General features: G+C 51.2%; 18 protein-coding genes, 1 tRNA gene and 1 pseudogene. 13 read left to right on the forward strand and 7 right to left on the reverse strand.

Features of this window, described 5'->3' with window-relative positions:
* The 6 genes and pseudogenes from FIM25_RS13335 to gltX all read right to left on the reverse strand — a co-directional run.
* A pseudogene (locus FIM25_RS13335) lies at nt 1-237 on the reverse strand (IS1380 family transposase); the annotation flags it as partial.
* 162 nt (nt 238-399) lie between these two features.
* The gene (locus tag FIM25_RS13340) at nt 400-1623 is read right to left on the reverse strand and encodes a hypothetical protein (protein ID WP_218961431.1); all 1224 of its coding nucleotides are present in this window, start codon (nt 1621-1623) and stop codon (nt 400-402) included.
* A gap of 640 nt (nt 1624-2263) precedes the next feature.
* Nucleotides 2264-2773: a cysteine--tRNA ligase gene (locus tag FIM25_RS13345; protein WP_139450226.1), complete on the reverse strand. Its 510-nt coding sequence runs from the start codon at nt 2771-2773 to the stop codon at nt 2264-2266.
* Nucleotide 2774: 1 nt separating this feature from the next.
* Nucleotides 2775-3827 (reverse strand): AAA family ATPase, encoded by a 1053-nt coding sequence (locus tag FIM25_RS13350; RefSeq protein ID WP_139450230.1) that lies wholly within the window; start codon nt 3825-3827, stop codon nt 2775-2777.
* Between the two features lie 529 nt (nt 3828-4356).
* A tRNA-Gln gene (locus tag FIM25_RS13355) sits at nt 4357-4430 on the reverse strand.
* A 68-nt stretch (nt 4431-4498) separates the two neighbouring features.
* Nucleotides 4499-5983 (reverse strand): glutamate--tRNA ligase, encoded by a 1485-nt coding sequence (gene gltX, locus FIM25_RS13360; protein WP_342774346.1) that lies wholly within the window; start codon nt 5981-5983, stop codon nt 4499-4501.
* A 144-nt stretch (nt 5984-6127) separates the two neighbouring features.
* On the opposite strand from gltX, the gene rpmF reads away from it, so the two are divergent.
* The 13 genes from rpmF (at nt 6128) to FIM25_RS13425 (ending at nt 15560) form a co-directional block, all read left to right on the forward strand.
* Complete coding sequence (rpmF, locus tag FIM25_RS13365; RefSeq protein ID WP_139450233.1) at nt 6128-6310, forward strand: 50S ribosomal protein L32; 183 nt, start codon at nt 6128-6130, stop codon at nt 6308-6310.
* 169 nt (nt 6311-6479) lie between these two features.
* Nucleotides 6480-6707: an acyl carrier protein gene (gene acpP / locus FIM25_RS13370; protein ID WP_342774347.1), complete on the forward strand. Its 228-nt coding sequence runs from the start codon at nt 6480-6482 to the stop codon at nt 6705-6707.
* The gene (gene fabF, locus FIM25_RS13375) at nt 6707-7987 is read left to right on the forward strand and encodes a beta-ketoacyl-ACP synthase II (RefSeq protein ID WP_139450238.1); all 1281 of its coding nucleotides are present in this window, start codon (nt 6707-6709) and stop codon (nt 7985-7987) included. Before acpP ends, fabF begins: the two co-directional genes overlap by 1 nt.
* Nucleotides 7984-8445, forward strand: coding sequence for a ribose 5-phosphate isomerase B (rpiB, locus tag FIM25_RS13380; protein WP_139450239.1), 462 nt, complete (start codon nt 7984-7986; stop codon nt 8443-8445). The genes fabF and rpiB overlap by 4 nt, the downstream gene beginning before the upstream one ends.
* Before the next feature lie 11 nt (nt 8446-8456).
* Nucleotides 8457-9701, forward strand: a complete 1245-nt coding sequence (gene glyA, locus FIM25_RS13385) for a serine hydroxymethyltransferase (protein ID WP_425456387.1) — start codon at nt 8457-8459, stop codon at nt 9699-9701.
* 24 nt (nt 9702-9725) lie between these two features.
* The gene (locus FIM25_RS13390) at nt 9726-10184 is read left to right on the forward strand and encodes a deoxycytidylate deaminase (protein ID WP_139450243.1); all 459 of its coding nucleotides are present in this window, start codon (nt 9726-9728) and stop codon (nt 10182-10184) included.
* A 155-nt stretch (nt 10185-10339) separates the two neighbouring features.
* Nucleotides 10340-10804 carry a transcriptional regulator NrdR gene (gene nrdR / locus FIM25_RS13395; protein WP_139450245.1) on the forward strand — a complete coding sequence of 155 codons (465 nt, stop codon included), beginning with the start codon at nt 10340-10342 and terminating at the stop codon, nt 10802-10804.
* Nucleotides 10801-11898, forward strand: coding sequence for a bifunctional diaminohydroxyphosphoribosylaminopyrimidine deaminase/5-amino-6-(5-phosphoribosylamino)uracil reductase RibD (ribD, locus tag FIM25_RS13400; RefSeq protein ID WP_139450247.1), 1098 nt, complete (start codon nt 10801-10803; stop codon nt 11896-11898). The genes nrdR and ribD overlap by 4 nt, the downstream gene beginning before the upstream one ends.
* A 101-nt stretch (nt 11899-11999) precedes the next feature.
* A complete protein-coding gene (locus FIM25_RS13405; protein WP_139450249.1) occupies nt 12000-12662 on the forward strand; it encodes a riboflavin synthase in 663 nt (220 codons plus the stop codon).
* A 60-nt stretch (nt 12663-12722) separates the two neighbouring features.
* Nucleotides 12723-13940: a bifunctional 3,4-dihydroxy-2-butanone-4-phosphate synthase/GTP cyclohydrolase II gene (locus FIM25_RS13410; RefSeq protein WP_139450252.1), complete on the forward strand. Its 1218-nt coding sequence runs from the start codon at nt 12723-12725 to the stop codon at nt 13938-13940.
* Between the two features lie 28 nt (nt 13941-13968).
* Nucleotides 13969-14442, forward strand: a complete 474-nt coding sequence (gene ribH / locus FIM25_RS13415; RefSeq protein ID WP_139450254.1) for a 6,7-dimethyl-8-ribityllumazine synthase — start codon at nt 13969-13971, stop codon at nt 14440-14442.
* A complete protein-coding gene (gene nusB, locus FIM25_RS13420; RefSeq protein WP_139450256.1) occupies nt 14442-14876 on the forward strand; it encodes a transcription antitermination factor NusB in 435 nt (144 codons plus the stop codon). Before ribH ends, nusB begins: the two co-directional genes overlap by 1 nt.
* A 57-nt stretch (nt 14877-14933) precedes the next feature.
* Nucleotides 14934-15560 (forward strand): MBL fold metallo-hydrolase, encoded by a 627-nt coding sequence (locus FIM25_RS13425; protein WP_139450258.1) that lies wholly within the window; start codon nt 14934-14936, stop codon nt 15558-15560.
* Nucleotides 15561-15638: 78 nt separating this feature from the next.
* Here FIM25_RS13425 and mltF read toward each other — a convergent pair whose 3' ends face one another.
* Entirely contained in the window at nt 15639-17039 is a 1401-nt protein-coding gene (mltF, locus tag FIM25_RS13430) for a membrane-bound lytic murein transglycosylase MltF (RefSeq protein WP_179953371.1), read from the reverse strand.
* Between the last annotated feature and the right edge of the window lie 145 nt (nt 17040-17184).

Raw genomic sequence — 17184 nt, forward strand, 5'->3', positions numbered from 1 at the left:
TCTCATATCTTCGACGCTTTCACCACCAGCAAGATTCAGCATCATAAGTGAAATAATCACTTCGCTGTCTGTAAAACCCTGCTTTTTATTGGCTCCGATCTTCATATGTTTTTCAATAGAATCCCGCAGACCCATGGCATGTATCAGATCCAGATAAAGCGGAAGACCTCCCAGTGCTGTTAATCCTACGCCTCTTTTTTCTTCTTCGTACTTGAATGGAAGGATGCCTTGTGTCATAATTTTTAAAATCCCCGTTGGTGATAGTTTTTGTTCGCAACAAATACTCTATCATACTGTTTTTACAGTAACAACGGGGATTTTTATTTTTTTGATGAAAGATCGGGGATCAAAAGCGGTCTTAAATCCTTCATTAAATTCAGCAAGGCCCATGGTCTCCCATCAGCTCTCATCAAATTCTGCGGCATCAAATTTGAGAACAGAGCAGTTTTCCCGAATGCTGCGCTGTATGCCCTCGTCAAAGCCATCTGTGTTTTTTGCGTGAATTTCAACGGAGATTTCCACATCCACGCCAAGCCTTGCGGTGAACTGCTGTACCACTTCATCCATCAGAACATTGAAATCCATCTTGGCCCGAACGGGGTCAAGGGAGACGGTTCCGAAGAAACTGGTTTTCAGGGAAGCCGGGCCTGGGTCTGATGATCCTGAAGGAGAGGCCGTCCGGCCATCATTTTTAGCTCTGGTTGGGCTGTCTTCACGGAGAGGGGAGGGAGGTTCCCCTGTTTCCCCTTCTGTGGTTTCAGGCTTAAAAGTGCCGGGCTCTGCGCTTTTTCTTTCCTGCTCTCTCATTTCTTCAAGGATTCTGATGGCAGCATCTTTTTGAATGAGAAGGCAGGCATCGTCCAGCATATCCAGAGAAAGGCTTCTGCCGAAACGGAAACCCACATAGCGCTTGTCATCCTTTGCTGCGGCAAAGCCAAAATAATCTTCGCTTTCAAGGCCTTTGGCAATGCAGGATCTCAGAACGCCCTCATTGAGCAGGCGGGGAAGGTAAAGATAATGGCAGGTGTCCTGAAAGATTTTTTTAGCGCTTACGGCCTCTATATCATCCTTGAAATACCATTTTTCCAGCATGTTTTTCAGATGAATGGGAGACCATGCGGAAATCAGCCATTCTTCTTCTTTTAGTCTGGATTCAATGGCTTCGGTAAGGGCTTGACCGGAAGATGGCAGGGAGACGGCTTCCCAGGTAAGGACGGGTTTTCCCTTGATGAAGTCTTCCATGGGGGCCATGAGCCATTTCCAGCATTCCCGGATCATGAGACTGAGGGTTTTATCGGCGGTGTCCCGGTTCCTTTTTGCCTGATTGAGGTGGGCGATGTCCTGATTCAGGTTGCCCTCTTCAATGTCTTTTACGATGGAATCCCAGGCAAGATAGGTTTTTCCCTGATCCCTTACCCGAAGCTCGGTATCCGCATCCGGTGCAAGAAAAATCAGACGATTCTGCTTTTGTCTTGGCTGATCTCCCCGTTTGCGAAGGATGGTCTCGGCGGCATCACGGGCGGGGCTGTTTGCGCTGCTGCTGTATCCAGCAGAGGTGGGCAGCACCACAAGGCGGGGGCCGTCACCGTAATCATCGGGAACATCACCCGATGGTGTGAACACATGGATGCCGGAAAAAAGATGCCTGCGGCCAAAGAGGGAAGACAGCCTTTTTTGCAGAAGGGGGCGCAGGATTTCGTTTTCTGAAATGCCTTTGATGCGGCTTTCCATTTGCCCGGAGAAGTGCCTTCTGCGTCACTTTCTGCAACCATGGCATAGCCTTCTTTTCCTAAAAGCTGCCAGGCCAGCTCTCCCCAGAGGGTGGCCACCTTTTGCCCTTTGTAGATACGGGGCTTGCTAGGGGAAAATTTGATGCCGTCGATCACCGCAATTTTAGCATTGGGAAGGGTGAGGATTCCCGCCTCATCCAGAATGGGCGGAATCCCTTTGAGCCTGTCTGCGGGTACAAGGCTTTTGGCCAGATGAAACACGGCAATAAGGGGGTGGGTCTTGCCGCCGCCAAAGGAGGTCTGGAGCTGGATGACAGGATCGCCTCCCATGCCGGAAAGCCGTTTTGCCACGGAAAGAAGGAGAAGCCTCATTCCCTCTGTGATGAAGGTTCGGGAGAAAAACTTTTCAGGATTCTGATATTCTTCAGGCGCTTTACCGGAAGCCACCTGGGTTAAGTCTGCGGCAAACTCAGACTGCTGAAATGTACCTTCCAGCACATCCCTGTGGCGTTGTGCGATAATGGATTATTTTTTCACTCCAAAGCATCCCAGGGCAGATCTGTTTTCAGGCGGGCCTGATTTACAATGCGGGGGTGGGGATCTATGGCTTTCAGTTTCTGCTTCATTTTTATCAGCAGATTGGCAGGATCAACGGCCTGGGGGAAAAGCTTTGACGGATTTTTTGTCTGTTCCAGATGCAGCACGATGCGGAAACGTTTTTTAGCAAGGGCAAGCACGGCAAGCTCTTTTTCATCCCCATCGCTGGCAGTATTTTGGGCCACGGTCAGCCCGGCCAGGGTATCCCACACCTTGAAGGCCAGCTCATCCGCAAGATCCAGGGCCTTGGTTCGGGATCTTCCCCGGTAATCCTTGACCTCCATCAGCCAGGTCTGGCCTTTTTCCATCAGGATAAAATCAAGGGCCTTGTTGCCTCCAAAGGCGGCGTGGAACTGTTTGCGGTAAAAGGTGCTGTCATCGTATTTAAAAACCCTCATGCCCTCAGGAAAACGGAATGTGAGGCTGCCCTCCTGCCAGTCTGTCATGCTATGCCTCCGTTTCCATGAAGCGGTCGGACTGGGCCAGCTCCTCATCCAGCAGCACAAGGGTCTGAAGGGTATCCAGGCTTTCCCCCTGCTCCACGCTCACTTCATTGTCCTTCAGGGAGAGGGCAAAGTACCTGTGGGGAGGAAAAGACTTATTTTTCTGCCTGCTGAGAACTTCCAGTTCCTTTAAAAGGAAAAGGGAATGGGTGGCCGCAAAAATCTGGATGCCGTTTTCCGCAAGGCTTATCATCACTTCCGCCACAAGGCGTATCAGTCTGGGGTTGAGGCTGGCTTCGGGTTCGTCCCAGAAAAGACAACCCTTATCCAGCAGGGTTCCCGTGGCGATGAGGCGGGAGACCATAGCAAGCTTTCGCAGACCTTCGGCCACAAGGCTCATTTCGATGCGGCCCTGGCCTGTGCGCTGAAGATAAAAGCGTCCGTTCTGATCCAGCAGCACTTTGCCGTCCATGGCTTTTTCAAGGGGGGCAAGGAGTTCTGCCACCTTTTTTTCCCTTGGCCCTTTTAAGGCAAGGGCTCCAAGGAGAATGCAGGTATCCCGCCAGCTTTCCTCCAGCTCCAGATAATGGTTCTCATAGACGGAAACAAAATTGGGGTAAAGGGTCATGAGTTCCCGTGTAGGGAGAAAGACCGGGGCCTTGTCCTGCCAGATTTCAGGAAGCTTTGTAAGCTGTACCTCAGAGCGGCTGGAAGACGAAAAATGAAAGGCGCAGTCCAGGGTCTTGTCCGCAAAGGAAAAGGAAAGTTCACAACGTTCCTTGCCCTGCTTTCTTCGGGCGATACGGCCAAGGGACTCCGGACGCAGCACATGGATGAGTTTATCGGCAAGGATTTTTTGCAGGGTGGTTTTAGAAGGGCTTTCCCCGCCTGGTTTTCTGCCTTCTTCCGCACTGGCCGCCATGACCGCATAGGCGGTTTTAAGAAGGTGGGATTTGCCGCAGCCGTTTTCTCCGATAAGGACATTCAGGCCCGGAGAAAAGTGCAGTTTTGCTTCTGAAAAAACACTCAGATTTTTAATGGAAAAGGTTCTCAGCATATGTTTTTTCCTTTGCAAGGGTTTTGCCTTGTTTCGTTACTTTCCGTATTCATAAATCCGCTTGCTTCTGAACGGCCTTTACAAATTCACTACCCTTTATGCCACGGATCATGGTGTTGGTTTTGATTTTTTTAAGTTTTAGCATGATAGGAAACTCCTTTTGTCCCCTGTTGATCAGGCCTGCTGCCATGGTGCAGCCCATATATAGTAATGGATGAAGCTCAGGGCTTTTTTTGCAGGAAAACATTTTTTCACCTTATGCACAAGCATGGGGCGGGGGTCAAGATTCAAGGGGGAATGGATGAGTAATTCCAGTAATTTTAGGTAGGGATGGGGAATTTTTTTTCGATGGTGGGTGGTGTTCTTCTTTTTTTAGGATACTGGAAATCTGCCTTAGGAGTGCTTTTTAAGAATTGAAGGGATGGTTGTGGTATCTGGGTATTCGTTGTGCCAGATTAAAAATCGGGATAATTTTAAAACAATAAAAAAAGGACCCACAGCATTATGCTGTAAGTCCTTAATTTTTAAGTGGCAGAGGAGCAGGGATTCGAACCCCGATAGACGGAGTCAGAGTCCGTAGTCTTACCATTAGACGACCCCTCTGCAAACGAGAAATAGACTAGAGAAAAAGAGGGCCTGTGTCAAGAAAAAAATACAGGCCCTTATGTTTTTCAGGTTTTTTCCAGATGGGTGATGGCTGCCCTTATTCTGGGCAGGCTGCGTTCTTTTCCGAGCAGGGCAAGGGTTTCTCCCATGCCGGGGCTTTGTCCTTTGCCAGTGAGGGCCACCCTGAGGGGGCCGCCGACCTTGCCAAGCTTGAGATCCATTTCTTCGCAGACGCTGTGCAGCAGGGACTCCATGGCTTCCAGAGAGTCTTCTTCCACTGCCATGAGTTTTTCTTCCACCTTTTTAAGGACATCGACACTGCCGGCTTTAAAATTCTTTTTGGCGGCAACCTCACAATAAGTGGCCGGGGCCACAAAAAAGCTTTCCGTCTGCTCTGCCATTTCCACAAGGGTCTTGCTTCTGGGCTGCAGCAGGGCAATGATGGCAGGCAGTCTCGGATCTTCCGGTTCATGGGGGATGCCAAGGGCTGTCATCTGCTCCAGAAGCAGGGGAAGGAGTTCAGCAGGGCTTTTCTTCTGCATGTGCTCTGCATTGAGTGCTGTCAGCTTGTCCACGTCAAACACTCCGGGAGAGCGGCCTATGGCTTCCAGAGTGAAAAGCTCTTTCATATCTTCTATGGTGAAAAACTCCTGATCCCCATGGGACCAGCCTAAGCGGACAAGGTAGTTGAGCAGGGCTTCCGGGAGAAAACCCATTTTTTTGTATTCCATGACGCCTAAGGCACCATGGCGCTTGGAAAGCCGGGCACGGTCCGGACCCAGTACCATGGGTACATGGCCGAACTTCGGCACGGGGGCATCCAGAGCTTTATAAATGAGAATCTGTTTGGGTGTGTTGCTGACGTGGTCATCTCCCCGGATGACGTGGCTGATGTCCATGGTGAGGTCATCAATGACCACGGCAAAATTATAGGTGTACACACCGTCGCTGCGGCAGAGAATAAAATCATCGATCTCTGTATTGGGTATGGAGATGGGACCTTTGACCACATCATCAATGCGGGTGCTGCCCGTATCCGGAGTGAGAAGGCGGACTACGGCACCGGGCTGTGGGGGAAGTTTTTTATGGCGGCAGGTGCCGTCATACATGGGGTTGCGGCCCTCAGCTCTGGCTTTTTCCCTCATGGCTTCTACTTCCTCGGCAGAACAGGTGCAGCAGTAGGCTTTTTCTTCGGTAAGGAGCTTGTCCAGATACTTTTTATAGATGTCAAAACGTTTTGTCTGGTAGAAGGGACCTTCGTCCCAGTCTATGCCCAGCCATTCCAGTCCTTCGAAAATAGCCTTGACGGATTCTTCGGTGGAGCGCAGGGTATCCGTATCCTCAATGCGCAGGATGAATTTTCCTCCGGTTTTCCGGGCATAGAGCCAGTTGAAAAGGGCAGTTCGGGCACCCCCCACATGGAGGTATCCCGTAGGGCTTGGCGGAAAGCGGGTAATAATGGTGTCTGTCACGATGAACCTCGGTTTTTTGGTTTTGCCTGAAAGGCCCGGAATGCGCCAGAGAGGCGCATGAAAAAAGAGAATTAACACAGGCTGTCCTCTGTGGACAAGGGGGGATAGGAAAAAACTTGACAGCATCCGTTGAATTCTCATAGGAAAACAGCTATCATGTCGCGGTTTTGTGGGTGTTGTGGGCTGTTTATTAAAAAATGTAAATTATTTCAGGAGATTGATATGGCTGTACCTAAGAGAAAAGTATCCAAGTCAAGAAGAGACAAGGGCCGGACCCATAAAAAAACGGCTGGAGTCAATGTTTCTGCCTGTCCTGAGTGCGGCGAAGCAAAACAGTCCCATGCTGCCTGCAGAAGCTGCGGTACCTATAAAGGACGCAGTGTTATGGCGGAAATGGAGGCCTGATCCGGTTTTTTAAAATCGGAGAAAAGGCAGGGAAAGGAGGGGGTCCGGAGTGTTTTTTCCCGTGTACCAAGGGGAATGCTTCACCCCTTTTCTTTTTCCGGAGAGGCTTGTGGGCAGGGACGTTTTTTTTGCAGCTCCCTTTTTGGGTTAAGAGGAAAGGAAAGATATCATGTCCGTTGAGGATAAGGTTCGTAAGGTTATTGCGGAAAAGCTGGATGTGGATATTGACGAGGTTGTTCCCGAGGCTTCCCTTGTGGAGGACCTGGGGGCTGACTCTCTGGATCTTGTGGAGCTGATGATGAGCATGGAAGATATCTTTGATGTGGATATTTCCGATGAGCAGGCGGAAAAGCTGCGCAAGGTAAAAGACGTGATAGAATTTCTGGACGCCCTGTAATGGGAGCCGGAAATATCCGTACCCTGCAGAAGGTTGCGGTAACGGGCATCGGTATGGTTTCTCCCCTTGGGCTTAATCTTTCTGAAAGCTGGGAGGGCCTTGTGCAGGGTCGTTCCGGTATCGGGCAGATAAGCCGTTTTGACACAAAGGGTCAGAGCGTTACCATAGCAGGAGAGGTGAAGGGTTTTTCCGCCGCAGATTATCTTGCAAGGAAGGAAGCCAGGCGTACTCCGCTTTTTATGGCCTATGCCCTTGCCGCATCCCGCATGGCCGTTGAGGATGCATCCATGCCGGAAGGCTGGACCCTTGACGGAAGAACCGGTGTGTATGCTGGTTGTGGTATAGGTGGCCTGGAAGTCATGGAGGAAAATTTCCGTATCCTTGCGGAAAGGGGGCCGGGGAGGGTCAGTCCCTTTCTGATTCCCCATTTCATAGGCAATATGGCCGGAGGTATGGTGGCCATGCATCTGGGGCTTAAGGGGCCAAATCTTACCTATGCCACGGCCTGCGCCGCCGGAGCCCATGCCGTGGGTGAGGCCTTTCGCAGAATCCGGGATGGTTATGCGGATGTGATGCTGGCCGGAGGCAGTGAGGCGGTTATCAGCCCTGTATGTCTTGCGGGTTTTTCAGCAATGAAGGCCCTTTCCACCCGCAATGATACACCGGAAAGTGCCAGCAGTCCCTTTGACAGGGACAGGGATGGTTTTGTGGTGGGAGAAGGTGCCTGTTTTCTTGTGCTGGAGAATCTGGAAAAAGCAGAGGCCCGGGGTGCCCGTATCTATGCCTGTATAGAGGGTTATGGTGCCGGATGCGATGCCTACCACATTACGGCTCCTGAGCCGGAAGGTCAGGGGATGGCCGCCTGTATGCAGGAAGCCCTGAAGGATGCGGGGCGTTCTCCGGAAGAGATAGACTGGGTGAATGCCCATGGTACGGGGACTCCCCTGAATGATGTATGTGAAACAAGGGCCATCCGCCATGTTTTCGGGACCCATGCGGACAGGCTTGCCATAAGTGCCGTGAAAAGCATGACCGGCCATCTTCTGGGGGCGGCGGGTGCCTTTGCCGCAGGGGTGAGTGCCATGGCACTTTTCCATGGTGTACTTCCCCCCACAAGGAATCTGAAAAATCCGGATCCCGCATGTGACCTTGACTATATCCCGAACTTGGCCAGAAGACAGGCGGTAAGAGGGGCGCTGACCAATGCCTTCGGTTTTGGTGGTACCAATGCCTGTCTGTGTATGGTTTCAGGTTCCGGCAGCAAAAGAGGCAATCTATGACAGAGAAAAAAGCCATTCTGCTGGGCAGCGATCATGCCGCAGTGGATCTTAAGGCCATTGTAATGGCACATCTGAAATCCCGGGGACTGGATACCGAAGACATGGGAACCCATGGCAGGGACTCCGTGGATTATACCCATTATGGAATACAGGTGGCCAGGGCTGTTTCCGAAGGTCGTGCCGAGCGGGGGATTCTTCTTTGTGGAAGTGGCCTTGGCATGAGCATGGTTGCCAACCGTTTTCCCGGTGTAAGGGCGGCCCTTTGTAATGACCTTTTTGCCGCTGGTATGTGCCGTCGTCATAACGATGCCAACATCCTTGTTCTTGGCGGGCGGGTACTGGGGGATGTGCTGGCCTGTGCCATTGTGGATGCATGGCTGGATACGCCCTTTGAGGGCGGACGTCATCAGGTGCGGCTGGATCAATTTAATCAGGGATTCTGTGAACCCTTCAAGTGATGGAGAAAAAAGTGGATATGGATACCATTCGTGCGGTTGATCCGGAAATTGCCGATTCCATGGCAAGGGAGCTTGGGCGTCAGCAGGGCAGTCTGGAGCTGATCGCCTCTGAAAATATTGTAAGTCCCGCGGTTATGGCTGCCCAGGGCAGCATCATGACCAACAAGTATGCCGAGGGCTATCCTGCCAAGCGTTATTATGGCGGGTGCGAGTTTGTGGATGAGGCGGAAAACCTTGCCCTTGCAAGGGCAAAGGAGCTCTTTGGTGCCGTGTATGCCAATGTGCAGCCCCATTCCGGTTCCCAGGCTAACATGGCCTGTTACTTCGGCCTTCTGGAGCCGGGGGATAAAATTCTCGGCATGGATCTTTCCCACGGCGGCCATCTTACCCACGGGTCTCCTGTAAATTTTTCCGGCAGGTTATACAATTTTAACCATTACGGGGTTGCCAGGGAAACGGGGCGCATTGATTATGATGCCCTTCAGAAGCAGGCCGAAGAATTCCGGCCCCGGATGATAGTTGCCGGAGCCAGCGCCTATCCCCGTATTCTGGATTTTGAGCGTTTTGCCGCCATTGCCGCATCCGTAGATGCCTTTCTGATGGTGGATATGGCCCATATCGCAGGTCTTGTGGCCGCAGGCGTGCATCCTTCTCCCATTCCCCATGCCACTGTGGTGACCAGTACCACCCATAAAACCCTGAGGGGACCCCGTGGTGGACTGATTCTGGCGGGTGAAGATAAGGCTGCCGTTTTCAACAAGCAGATTTTCCCCGGCATTCAGGGTGGCCCCCTGATGCATGTCATCGCAGCCAAGGCTGTGGCCTTCAAAGAAGCTTTGTCTGATGATTTTAAAGCATATCAGATGCGTGTGGTGGAAAATGCTGCTGCCATGGCTGCTTCTTTGATGGATGCGGGTCTTAATCTGGTGTCCGGCGGCACGGATAACCATCTGATGCTGGTGGATCTCACCAATATCGGTATTACGGGTAAAGAGGCCGAAGCGGTGCTGGGGCAGGCGGGTATTACTGTTAACAAGAATACCGTACCCTTTGAAACCCGCAGTCCCTTTGTTACTTCGGGTATCCGCATTGGTACGGCAGCTCTGGCCACCCGCGGTATGGGTGTTAAAGAAATGCAGACCATTGCTTCCTGGATTGCCGATTGCGTGAAAAATCCCTCCGATGAAGCGAAGATAGCTTCCATACGCAGGGAAGTGGCGGCCCTTACGGATGGTTTTCCTCTGTTTAAGTACTGATGGTTTAAGATAAAAGGGGGTGTGATGACAGAAGACCGGCCGTCCTGGGATGCGTATTTTATGGATATTGCTACTCTTGTAGCATGTAGATCCACCTGTCTGCGCAGGGCCGTGGGTGCCATTCTGGTGAAGGATCGGCGGATTTTAACAACTGGTTATAATGGTGCTCCGACAGGGCTTATGCATTGTGGGCAAAAAAAAGGATGCTTGCGTGAGCAACTGGGGGTGCCTTCCGGGCAGCGGCATGAAATATGTAGAGGTCTGCATGCGGAGCAGAATGCTATTATTCAGGCTGCCCGGCACGGGGTTTCTATTTTAGGAGCCACCCTCTACTGCACTACTCAACCGTGTTCTATCTGTGCCCGTATGTTTATCAATGCTGGTATTAAGGAAGTATATTATAAAGAAGGCTATGCAGATCCCTTGGCTCTTGAAATGCTGGAAGAGGCTGGGATTCCTTGTCAGCAGATAGCTTTAGACTGAAATTTCAGGCAGCGGTTATATTGCTGCTTTGGTTCTTTCTGACATAACAGAGCTGTACTTTTAAGGCGCAGAAGCCTTCTGTAGAAATTTGTTAGAAAAGTATGCATCCGTAATGTCTGCAGAGCCTGGTTTTAAAGAAGGTAAAAGGAGTCCCGATGAAGTGTCCGTTTTGTGGAGAAGGGGATAACAAGGTCATTGATTCCCGCCTGAGCAAGGATAGCACCATGATCCGAAGACGGCGTGAGTGTCTGAGCTGTACCCGTCGCTTCACCACCTATGAGCAGATTGAGGAAATTCCCATGATGATTGTCAAAAAAGACGGTCGCAGGGAACAGTTCAGCAAGGAAAAGCTGCGCAGTGGCATTCTCAGGGCCTGTGAAAAACGCAATGTGAGCATGCATACCATAGAAGGCTTCATTGACGAGCTGGAGAGGGATCTGAGGGAATCCGGAGAAAAGGAAATCTCTTCCAGAATTCTGGGAGAAAGGGTGATGCATAAACTCCATGACCTTGATGCCATTGCCTATGTGCGCTTTGCTTCCGTTTACCGGGAATTTAAAGATGTGAATGACTTTGTGGAAGAGCTGAAATCCCTTCTCATACGGGAAAAAGAAGCATGAATGAAGATGACTTCTTCATGGAAAGGGCCCTTGAGCTGGCCTTGAAGGGCAGTGGCCGAACATCCCCCAACCCGCTGGTGGGTGCTGTTGTGGTCCGGAACGGTGAGACTGTGGGGGAAGGCTGGCATATGGCCTACGGTGGTCCCCATGCGGAGGTTCATGCCCTGAAAGCCGCCGGAGCTGCGGCTGAGGGAGCCACCATTTATGTTACCCTGGAGCCTTGTAACCATTTTGGAAAAACTCCGCCCTGTACCCAGGCCATTCTGGATGCAGGGATCAGGCGTGTGGTAATTGCCATGGAAGATCCCAATCCCAAAGCAGCAGGGGGTATGGATCGTCTGCGTTCAGCCGGTGTGATTGTGGATACGGGGGTCTGTGAAGGCAAGGCCAGAAAGCTCAATGCTCCTTTTATTAAAAAGGTGGAAACGGGTCTGCCCTGGGTGGTGCTGAAGTGTGCAATGACCCTTGACGGCCGTGTTGCTACCCGCAGTGGTGATTCAAAGTGGGTGACGGGTCCGGAGGCCAGGCAGTGGTGCCACAGGCATCTGCGGCAGCGGCTGGATGCCATTCTGGTGGGCAGTGCCACGGTGCGGGCGGATGACCCCAGTCTCACCTGCAGACTGCCCGAGGGTGGCGGCAGGGACCCTTTACGCATTGTGCTGGCATCCAGCCTGGATCTTTCCCCCGAGGCCAGAGTGTTGCGCCAGAAAAGTGATTCTGCTACCTTGCTTGTCTGTGCTCAAGGAGTTGCAGAATCCCGGAAGCAGCCTTTTTATGATCTGGGTGTCCGGATTCTTGAGGCTCCTTCAGGCAGTGATGGCAGGCTGGATTTTAAGGCTCTGATGCCCCTTCTGGCGGAACAGGGGATTCAGAGTCTTCTTATTGAGGGAGGGGGGCGAGTGGCTGCATCGGCCCTTAAAAGTGGTGTTGTGGATCAGGTGGTGTTTTTTTATGCTCCAAAAATCCTTGGCGGGGATGGTATTCCTGTGCTGGATGGTCCCGGTCCTGAGCGTATGGCCCAGTGTATGACCCTTTCGGGTATGGAGGTTTTTTCCTGTGGAGAAGATATCCGTGTGGAAGGGTATCCCGAATAAGATTGCGTCACGGGCAAATAGCCTGGGGCCTGTGCATCTGTCTTGCAGGTATGGACTTGGAAAACTGTGCTGAACAGTTACGTTTTCTTTAAGGAGCATAAATGTTTACGGGAATTATTGAAGGAATGGGCACTATCCGGGAGCTTACTGCGGCCGGAGAGGGTCGGCGGATGAGCGTGGAGGCGGATTTTGACCTTACCGGTACCCGCATCGGAGACAGTATTGCCGTAAACGGTGCCTGCCTGACAGCCGTGCATCTGGCTGGCAGGCGTTTTGTTGTGGATGTGGCTCCCGAGACCGTCATGCGATCCCGTTTTAAAATTGCAAGAGTTGGTGAGCGGGTGAATCTGGAAAGGGCTCTGACCCTTTCATCCCGTCTGGACGGGCATATTGTAACGGGCCATGTGGATGGTGAAGGCAGGATTCTTCACAGGGAGAGCCGGAGCAATGCCATTATTATCACCATAGGTGTTGAGGCTTCCCTTGCACGCTACCTGATTCCCAAGGGATCTGTGGCTGTGGATGGTACCAGCCTGACGGTGAATACCTGTGATAAAGATCGTTTTTCTGTTTCCATTATCCCCCATACCGCAGGGCTTTCCACTGTGGCTGTCAGGGAAGTGGGAGAAAGCGTGAATATAGAAACGGATATTGTGGGAAAATATATAGAGCGTTTCATCACAATGCCCGGTGGTGCAGGGGAGAAAAAGCCGGCATCTTCCGGTATTGATCTTTCTTTTCTGGCAAAAAACGGGTTTCTGTAGAAAATTACCCGGATTCTTACAAGGGCTTTAAGCAAGCACCAAGAGGGAGGCAAAGGTTTTATGCCGAAAATATCGATAGAAGAGGCCATTGAGGATATCAGGGCCGGGAAAATGGTTATTCTGGCCGATGATGAAGACAGGGAAAACGAGGGTGATCTGACCATTGCCGCAGAAAAGGTTACTCCTGAAGTTATTAATTTTATGGCAAAATATGGGCGTGGCCTGATCTGCCTTTCCCTGACAGCGGAAAAATGTGATGCCCTGGATCTGCCCATGATGGTGGGTAACAATACTTCTCCCTTTGGCACGGGTTTCACGGTTTCCATTGAAGCCAGGGAAGGGGTCACCACAGGTATTTCCGCAGCAGACAGGGCTACCACCATTCTGGCGGCGGTAAAAAAAGAAGCCAAACCCAGGGATCTTGTGCGTCCGGGGCATATATTCCCCCTTCGGGCCAAAGATGGTGGTGTGATTGTCCGTTCCGGCCAGACTGAGGGTTCCATGGACCTTGCCCGTCTTGCTGGTCTGGAGCCTGCCGGTGTGATCTGCGAGATAATGGATGATGACGGAACCATGGCCCGTATGCCTTCTCTGGAGAGGTTCAGTGAAGAGCACGGCATAGGTATCTGTACCGTTGCGGATCTTATTGCCTACAGGCTGCGTACGGAAACCTTTGTTAAACGTCAGGTGGAGGCCAGGGTTCCCACTGCCTTTGCAGGTGAGTTCCGTACCGTTGTTTATGAAAATGCCATTGATGATTTTCAGCATATAGCCTTTATCAAAGGTGAGATAGATCCGGCAAAGCCGGTTCTTGTGCGGGTGCACTCCGAATGCCTCACCGGAGATATTTTTGGTTCCCTGCGCTGTGACTGCGGAGATCAATTGCGCAAAGCCATGGTAATGATGGAAGATGATGGCTGTGGTGTTCTTCTCTATATCCGTCAGGAGGGCCGGGGTATAGGTCTTGTGAATAAACTCAAGGCCTATAATCTGCAGGATGAGGGTATGGATACGGTGGATGCCAATGTGAAGCTGGGCTTTAAGCCGGATATGCGTGATTACGGTATTGGAGCACAGATTCTTGTGGATCTGGGTATCCGGGAAATGCGGCTTATTACCAATAATCCCAAAAAAATGGTGGGCCTTGAAGGTTATGGTCTGCGTATTGTGGAGCAGGTTCCCATAGAAATTGAGTCCAATGATGTGAACCGCTGCTACCTTGAGTGTAAAAAGTTGAAAATGGGCCACCTGCTTACCCTGATGGATAAGAATGCCTGAGGTCCTCTGGACATATAAGGAGAAAAAAATGCCAAGAATTCTGGAGGCCCATCTGAGGGCCGATGGCAAGCGTTTTGCCATTATCAGTACCCGGTTTAATGATTTTATCACAGAACGCCTTGTAGGTGGTGCCGTGGATGCTCTGGTACGGCACGGGGCATCGGAGGATTCCATTGATATTGTAAAAACCCCTGGTGCCTATGAAGTTCCCCTGGTTGCAAAAAAGCTTGTTGCCAAGGGCTGCTATGATGCGGTGATATGTCTGGGAGCTGTTATCCGTGGTGCTACCCCCCACTTTGATTATGTGGCGGGAGAGGCGGCCAAGGGTATTGCCCAGGTGATGCTGGAAGCGGGTGTTCCTGTGATTTTCGGCATCCTTACAACGGATACCATTGAGCAGGCCATAGAGCGGGCCGGAACCAAAGCTGGTAATAAAGGCTTTGATGCTGCTGTGGCTGCCCTTGAGATGGCAAACCTTATGGATGTGGTGGATAAAGCCTGATGGGATACCGGCGTAGGGCGAGGGAGCAGGCCTTGCAGTTGCTGTTCTCAATGGATCTTCGGGGAGATTATTCAGGGCATATGAAAAATCTCTTCTGTCATTCATTTATCCCTGAAGATACTACCATTAACCTGTTTGAGACTCTGGTGCAGGGAATTCTGGATCACAGGGAAGTGCTGGATCGTACCATAGAACAGTTTTCCAGTAACTGGCGTATTCCCCGCATGGGCAGGGTGGACCGGAATGTGCTGCGTATGGCTGTTTTTGAAATGCTCTATCTGCCAGAGATACCGGATAAGGTATCCATCAATGAGGCCATTGACCTTGCCAAAAAATTCGGTACAAGGGATTCCGGTGGCTTTGTCAATGGTATTCTGGACAGTATCCGCAAGCACAGAGAAAGCGGCATTGAAGGGACGCAGGAAAACCCGTAGAAAGTCTGCTTGTCAGGCTGAATAACGGAAAACTGAAAAAGGAAGGGGAGGCAAGTTATGATGATCAAATCCCTGGCTGTAGGTCCCATTATGGCCAATTGTTTTATTGCTGCCTGTGAGAAGACACGGGAAGCAGTGGTCATAGATCCGGGTGATGAGGGTGATCGCATCCTTATGGCCCTTGCCAATGAAAAGCTTACGGTAAAATATATTCTTAACACCCATGGCCACTTTGACCATGTGGCTGCCAACCGCAGGCTGAAAGAGGTGACAGGGGCTGAAATCTGCATCCATCCTGAGGATGCTCCCATGCTGGGACAGCTTTCCACCATGGCCATGTCCTTTGGGCTTCGGGCGGAAAATTCCCCGCCCTGTGACCTGCCCCTTAAAGGTGGTGAGGAAATTCGTTTCGGTGAAGAGGTTCTGAAGGTGATTCATACACCGGGCCATTCAAGGGGCGGACTGTCCTTTGCAGGAAAAGACGTGGTTTTTGTGGGGGACACCCTTTTTGCAGGGTCCATAGGTCGGACGGATCTGCCCGGGGGAGACTATAACACCTTAATTTCCAGCATAAGGGAGCGTCTTTTTCCTTTGGGCGACAAAATGCGGGTATGCTGCGGGCATGGACCGGATACCTCCATTGCCAGTGAAAAGCGTTTTAATCCCTTTGTGGGTGGTGTCTGATTTTTTTGTAGGGCCATGTAGCTGTGGTGAGAGAGCAGGGAGTTTACGGGCAGGGGAGATAGTTTTCCCCTGCTTTTTTTATTCCGGAGGCAGTTTGCGGGATTCCAGCAGGCTTTTGTGGCGGATAATATCGTAATAAAGCATGATTTTTTTAAGGTAAATAACAGGTTCCGATCCCCTGCAGTATCCGTAGGTAGCATCTTTATAGTATTCTTTTTTCTCCAGCAGGGGCAGCATTTTTTCCATGTTGTACCAGCGGTTGGGGTCCAGCCCGAAGCGTCGGGCCAGGGCTCGGGCATCGTACATGTGGCCCTGACCCACATTGTAGGACCCCAGGGCCTTGTAGGTGCGGTGGGGTTCTTCTGCGAGGTAAAAAATATTGTGGAGATTTTTAAGGTAGCGGACACCGGCCTCTATGCTCTGCTCAGGGTCATGGACATTGGTGACTCCAAGACTGCGGGCCGTCCTTGGCATCAGTTGCATCAGTCCTCTGGCATTGGCATGGCTGCGGGCCCATGGGTTGAAATGGGATTCCTGATAGGACTGGGCTGCAATGAGTCGCCAGTCAAAGCCATGCAGCTCAGAATATTTTTCAAAAAGATGCTGGTATCTGGGAAGCCTTGTTTTTAGTCTGTTATGGAAGCGCATGAGATCCACGTAGTCAAAGAGATCCAGATTTCTGTAGTGGTGGTTGTAAAGGGTCTCAAAGATCCCGTCTTTCAGAATGTTGTCAAAAAAGCGGTTGATGGTGTAATGGAGTCTGTGGGCTTCGGGATGTATCATCCAGACAAAGGGCGCAGGTCTGCCCAGGGTAAAGGCAGGGAGGGCCTGGGGGTAGTAGCGCTGGTAGCGGCGGGCCATATGGCCGGGGATGACCGTTCCTTCAATCTCCCGGGCAGCAACCTTTGCAAAGAGTTCTTCTGCTAAGAGATTTTCTTCCACAAGCTCAATATCCAGACCATCATCCTGCAGATGCCGGAGCAGTATATAGCTGTCGGAGCCTGTGGGAACATGGATGCGCATTCCCTCTATATCTTCCTTTGATTGAACCTGGATGTTGCTGCGGTGAACGACGAGTTCCAGCTCCATATGCATATAGGGCTGGGTGGTCCGGAAAAGGCTTTGTTCCTGAACAGGTACACCGGGTATGGCAATGGCTGCCCTGCCTTGAGACAGAGCCTCTTCCATCTCCTCCATGCTGTCTGCCACTTCGATATCAAGTTTTAATTCCAGCTGGTCTGCCAGGGTTTTTACCAGCTCATATTCAAATCCCATTTCGTTTCCATTATAGATATAATAGGAGTGCAGTGAGTTCCGTGTAACCACGGGCAGGATGCCGGTTTCCAGTATCCGTGCAAGGCTCAGCTCCGGCTCCTGTGGCAGATTCTGAAGATGGTATACAAAGCGCAGGCAGAAGCACAGGCTGAAAAGAATCAGAAGTTCCAGAATGCAGCGGAGGGTAAATAGAAAAAAATTCACTTGTTTCCTCTCCAGAGGGTCATCCGTACGCAAGGGATGGATGACGTTTTATTGCAAGGTGATGGGATATGACCACTGTGGCTTCTTGCACTTCACCGATGCCTCTGTTATTACCAGAAATTACTGTGATGCAGAAAAAGTTTTT

This window comes from Desulfobotulus mexicanus, from assembly GCF_006175995.1.
GTDB classification, from domain to species: Bacteria; Desulfobacterota; Desulfobacteria; order Desulfobacterales; family ASO4-4; genus Desulfobotulus; species Desulfobotulus mexicanus.

Bases quoted from the DNA above. Each gene is read 5' to 3' on its own strand.
- FIM25_RS13345 (WP_139450226.1), bottom strand. From the start codon at position 2,773: ATGACAGACTGGCAGGAGGGCAGCCTCACATTCCGTTTTCCTGAGGGC.
- FIM25_RS13350 (WP_139450230.1), bottom strand. From the start codon at position 3,827: ATGCTGAGAACCTTTTCCATTAAAAATCTGAGTGTTTTTTCAGAAGCA.
- rpmF (WP_139450233.1), top strand. From the start codon at position 6,128: ATGGCTGTACCTAAGAGAAAAGTATCCAAGTCAAGAAGAGACAAGGGC.
- acpP (WP_342774347.1), top strand. From the start codon at position 6,480: ATGTCCGTTGAGGATAAGGTTCGTAAGGTTATTGCGGAAAAGCTGGAT.
- fabF (WP_139450238.1), top strand. From the start codon at position 6,707: ATGGGAGCCGGAAATATCCGTACCCTGCAGAAGGTTGCGGTAACGGGC.
- rpiB (WP_139450239.1), top strand. From the start codon at position 7,984: ATGACAGAGAAAAAAGCCATTCTGCTGGGCAGCGATCATGCCGCAGTG.
- FIM25_RS13390 (WP_139450243.1), top strand. From the start codon at position 9,726: ATGACAGAAGACCGGCCGTCCTGGGATGCGTATTTTATGGATATTGCT.
- nrdR (WP_139450245.1), top strand. From the start codon at position 10,340: ATGAAGTGTCCGTTTTGTGGAGAAGGGGATAACAAGGTCATTGATTCC.
- ribD (WP_139450247.1), top strand. From the start codon at position 10,801: ATGAATGAAGATGACTTCTTCATGGAAAGGGCCCTTGAGCTGGCCTTG.
- FIM25_RS13405 (WP_139450249.1), top strand. From the start codon at position 12,000: ATGTTTACGGGAATTATTGAAGGAATGGGCACTATCCGGGAGCTTACT.
- FIM25_RS13410 (WP_139450252.1), top strand. From the start codon at position 12,723: ATGCCGAAAATATCGATAGAAGAGGCCATTGAGGATATCAGGGCCGGG.
- ribH (WP_139450254.1), top strand. From the start codon at position 13,969: ATGCCAAGAATTCTGGAGGCCCATCTGAGGGCCGATGGCAAGCGTTTT.
- nusB (WP_139450256.1), top strand. From the start codon at position 14,442: ATGGGATACCGGCGTAGGGCGAGGGAGCAGGCCTTGCAGTTGCTGTTC.
- FIM25_RS13425 (WP_139450258.1), top strand. From the start codon at position 14,934: ATGATGATCAAATCCCTGGCTGTAGGTCCCATTATGGCCAATTGTTTT.